The organism is Parapedomonas caeni, from assembly GCF_041060555.1.
Lineage (GTDB): Bacteria > Pseudomonadota > Alphaproteobacteria > Sphingomonadales > Sphingomonadaceae > CAUJIW01.
On the sequence record NZ_JBEUDS010000052.1, the window covers coordinates 1 to 4224 of the forward strand.

Sequence of the window (4224 nt, forward strand, 5' to 3'; positions counted from 1 at the left end):
AAGGCATGGCCGAACTCAACCAACCCATGATCGAGGAGGAAAATCAGCCCCTACACATCACCGCCAAAGCCGCCTGACGATGGCCCACGGCCACAGCCGAAATTACACCACCTTGACGGACGCGACCGTTCAAGGAAGTTCTGGCACCGCTCACATGAAAACGACTTAGCGCGCTGCGAACTGCCAGTGAGCAACATGAACGCGCTAACGTCCTCATTTTCCAAACCTGCATCGCCGCCGACTTGGTATGGAATGCGATGATCCACCTGTAGGGCACGAGCTGTCACCTGCCAGCCAGTGATGCCATCGACCTCGCCGTAATGGGCAACGAGCTTAGCCTTGAACACTTTCGGGATGATTGAACGCCCCTGCTGGGCTTCGCGCATTTCAGCGTCGGAGAGCAGGCTGTAGCTTGCCATCCTCCGACCATCTGACCCCTTGACCATGGTAGTCTTCACGGGGAACCCATTGTCCACCACATCCATGCGGGCACGAGGCGCGTGCTTGTAGCCGAGATCCAAAAGTTCTTCGGTCGTGATGCTACCCCGTTCGAGCATCGCCTTTAGAACCTTCGTGGCGCGAGCGCCCGGATTCCGAGCGATGAATTCTTCAGCTTTGGTCCTGATCGCGTCCGATGCCAACTTGATGCCTCCTGTTTGGAGGCTATCGATAGATCATGGCTAAGGAGTAAGAAAGTCATCCAAGAACTTACACCGCACTTATTTGCCCTTTGGACGACAGCAGAATACCGAAACAATAGAATCGTTTGCCTCCTTGGAACCTCAATTGAGGCGTAAGAGGTTCGACCGTCATGGCAACGCCCCGCAACCATAGGTGCGGGGCGCTGGCAGCGTCAGGCACGGGAGAATCGACCCCGCTGCTGCGGTCGTTGGATTTACGAGGGACGCACCGCTATGCCTCGGCGCGGGTGATGGTCCGAATGGCCCCGCGCAAACTTAATTCTCAACTGCCCGCGCCCACGTTCCGTCCTGCTCCCAGCTTCGCAGCGCGGCGACAACATCAACCATGTCGTCGGGGTCCAGCGCACCCGCCGCGATGCCGGGAAGGATTTGCTGTTCAACGAACTGGTCGAACGAACCGTAGAGCAGTTCAAACGGGGACGGCTTCGGCATTGCAGCCCGCTCGATGCGCGCCACCCGCTTCTGCAATGCCCGAACCGCCCGCATGTGGTTATCGCAGCCCCAGCCGTTCGCGCAGACCATCGGGCGCAGCACGGGGAGCAACCCTTTGCAGCGGTGCAGGCGGCGCGACGGGCGCGGGTGCAACGGGCACCTCCTGCGTCACCGGCGCGGGCGCAACGCCGTCCCCAGCCAGCGCGTCCAGCGCGGCGCGCAGACCGGGGCCGACGCGCAAGGCGTGCTCGAAATGCCGTTGGTGAAGCAGCGCCCGTTCTTGGGTGACCACGAAATGATTGTCCACGACGCGCTGACTCTCGCTGGCGGGCAACCCATACTTGGCTGCGCGGGGTCCGTCAGACATGGAGCGCCCCCAGCTTCTGCAACAGGTCCAGCGCTTCCTCCCGCTCGCTTTCCTCAATGCTGGTGCGCAGCACGTCCATGAAGTTCTTCACCGCCTGAGCGCGAAACTCCGGGTCAAGGTCCGCCATGCTTTTCGGCTCGTCGGGTTCGATGCCGTAGAAGCCCAGCAGCTCCCGGCCCGTCATGGGGAGCAGCTTCACCTGCCAAGGGTGTTCGTGCGCCAACTGCTCCGCTGCCGCGCGCTGCTTCTCGTATTCATCGACCGACTTGAAGCTGACCCGCTTGCCGTTGATGAGCAGGACAACGAAGGTATGGCGCGGCCCCGGTTCCGGGCAGATGGCACGGTTCACGTTGCGCCACGATGTGTAGTTATTCATGGTTGAAGCCTCCTGCCCCTATGGCGGGGATTTGGGTGAATGGGGTCGCGTTCGGCCGATTTTGAACCGACGCGCGTTTTTGCCGGATATGCGTCATGCACCCCTCGCCTCCTCAAGAGCGACGATCCTCGCCTCAAGGGTCTCAACTGCTTTGCATTCAGCCAGTGCCTTTATGCTGTCGATGATCAACCGACCCACATCTGGCGCGATTTTCCCAGAAGCTATGCCATCGAGCACCTGACTGACCTGCTCGCTGGCAGGGGCATCGGTGTTCAGGTCGAAATTGACCTTCTCCGCCTGCGCCTTGAGCGAGGGCATGACTTTCGACAACACAACCGAAATTGCGCCGGTGTCCCCTTCCAGCGCCTTCCCGACCAGAACCGACACAATCGCCCGCATTTCGGTCAGCATTTGCTCGGTGGCGAGCAATCGCCGGTCGGGGATGCCACGCGGGCGACCGGCGGGATTTGGGCTGGGACCGTTCTTGACCCAATCCGGGTTGCCGACCGGGCGCGGTGGCGCGGGTTCAGGTTTGGGCGGTGGAGGCGGCGCGGGCTGCCAACCCGTTTCCCACGGTGCTTTCTGCTGTTCGCTCATGAACTGTCTCGATTGATTAGATCAGGTTTCGGGCGCGAACGCCTTGGCGGTCTTGGCTGCGGCGGCACGAAACCGAGCCACCTTCTGGTGGTCGCTGCCGATCGCTTTGCTGAGAACGCTGAAAACAAGCCCACTGCGCTCCCCGATCAGATCGAGGCCAGCCTTCGCCGCCTTGAGCCGCTTCGCCTTGAGCGGTTCGTGATGCTCGTGGAACATGCGTGTCAGGATGCTCTGCATCCCCGCGTCGATGCCAGACAGGAATGCGGGAGCGCCAAGGATCGCCGTTGCAGTTCGAGCGTCGTTGTCGGTGATAGCCTTGCGCACGAACGACATACGTTCACCCTCGGGCAGCGACTTGCAATAGGCGCGAATTTCAGCCGACAGGCTGTTTGATGCCCTGCTCTCGACCGGCGCGGACAACTCGCGTTCGATGCCGTCAATGATGGTCTTGAGATTGGCAGCGGCACCGTCGAAGCGCTGCGCGATCCCGGTCAGCACCCGGTCGGCATAATCAGCAGCTTTGACCACGGCAGCGGCTTCCGTGAGGGTCGGATCGGACCTTGCTGCTTCGCTGGCGTCGAACACTTTGCCAAGCTGCTCGTAGGCATTGGCAAAGGCACCTTCGGTCATGGAGAGAATACCGGCAGTCTCGTCGTCGTAACCGTCAAGTTCTCGGACATTGATCGGGTGCAGTGACGGAGTAATGCGGGTGTCGATATTATCGGACATTGCGGACCTACTTTCTCGGATAAGGTTTACACTGCCCTTACAATTTACCGGATCATGCTGTAGGTCCGCTAGCTTTATTTTGTTATTTCAATTACTTAGGTCAGTTCGGCAACTTAGGACCCGCAAATACCCCCTTTGAGCGCCGACAGTCTTTCGCTTGAACTTGCCCTTTATGACCACACGTTATCAGCCCTCCCGGCACAAGCGCAGCACCACGCAGCAAGGTGGGCGAACCCGGTAAACTGGGTGAAGTGGGTGAGGTGGGGAAGGTGGTGCAACGCAAGGACTTGCTAGCACTTCACCCAGTTTCCCCACCTTGCAAGCACTGCCCCCACTTCACCCACCTAACCACACTAAGTGGCGCTACCCTTGGGCTTGCACAGCCAAGTCCCACCCTCGTTCTTCTTCTCCATGTGGTCACCACTGTGCTTGTTCCACCAGCTTTCCGAAACGACGTTCTGGCTCAATGCAGCGGCACGCACATTCGCAATAGGCACCCATTCGTGGTCAGGGTAAGTCACGAACAGCGCCTTGAGCCACATGGCGAATTGCGGTTCCTGCTGGCTCTTGGGTCCGCGTGATCTGCCAACCACTGTGGTCGGTTTCAGGGCGCTGTCCAATTCGTCCCAGTTAGGGCGCGTGGCGAGCACAGGCTTGCCGTTCCTGTGATCATTGCCGACAGTCACCCGCTCGGTGAAGAACCGCCATGCCCCGCCAGGGTGTTCCGGCAGGTTCACCTTCACCTGCATGAACAGCTTTTCATGCGGGTCTGGTTCGTAATCCTCGGTCGCAGGGCGGTCCATGACGGCGCACAGGCTGCGGCAGGTCTGCGCGAATGCCGCTGAACCAAGGACGCGGTGCAGCATGTTTCTGCTCGTGTCCTTGGCGAAGTGCGGTTAGCGTCCGCGCTCGTGGTGTAATTTCCGGTGTAGGCGATGGTGTATTCCGGGGTGGGGCATGCCCCACCCCGGAATGCGGCGTCGCTGGTGGCCACCGGGTTCATCGTTATGGTGGAGTTTGCA

6 protein-coding genes are annotated in these 4224 nt (G+C 60.2%); all 6 read right to left on the reverse strand.

The window, feature by feature from the left end:
• Nucleotides 1-50 precede the first annotated feature (50 nt).
• A complete protein-coding gene (locus tag ABU113_RS16960; protein ID WP_454560632.1) occupies nt 51-641 on the reverse strand; it encodes a hypothetical protein in 591 nt (196 codons plus the stop codon).
• A 315-nt stretch (nt 642-956) separates the two neighbouring features.
• Nucleotides 957-1286, reverse strand: a complete 330-nt coding sequence (locus tag ABU113_RS16965; protein ID WP_454560633.1) for a hypothetical protein — start codon at nt 1284-1286, stop codon at nt 957-959.
• A 206-nt stretch (nt 1287-1492) separates the two neighbouring features.
• Nucleotides 1493-1876, reverse strand: a complete 384-nt coding sequence (locus ABU113_RS16970) for a hypothetical protein (RefSeq protein ID WP_454560634.1) — start codon at nt 1874-1876, stop codon at nt 1493-1495.
• 93 nt (nt 1877-1969) lie between these two features.
• Complete coding sequence (locus ABU113_RS16975) at nt 1970-2473, reverse strand: DUF5681 domain-containing protein (protein ID WP_454560635.1); 504 nt, start codon at nt 2471-2473, stop codon at nt 1970-1972.
• A gap of 21 nt (nt 2474-2494) precedes the next feature.
• Complete coding sequence (locus tag ABU113_RS16980) at nt 2495-3202, reverse strand: hypothetical protein (protein WP_454560636.1); 708 nt, start codon at nt 3200-3202, stop codon at nt 2495-2497.
• Nucleotides 3203-3555: 353 nt separating this feature from the next.
• A complete protein-coding gene (locus ABU113_RS16985; RefSeq protein WP_454560637.1) occupies nt 3556-4068 on the reverse strand; it encodes a hypothetical protein in 513 nt (170 codons plus the stop codon).
• Nucleotides 4069-4224: the final 156 nt, after the last annotated feature.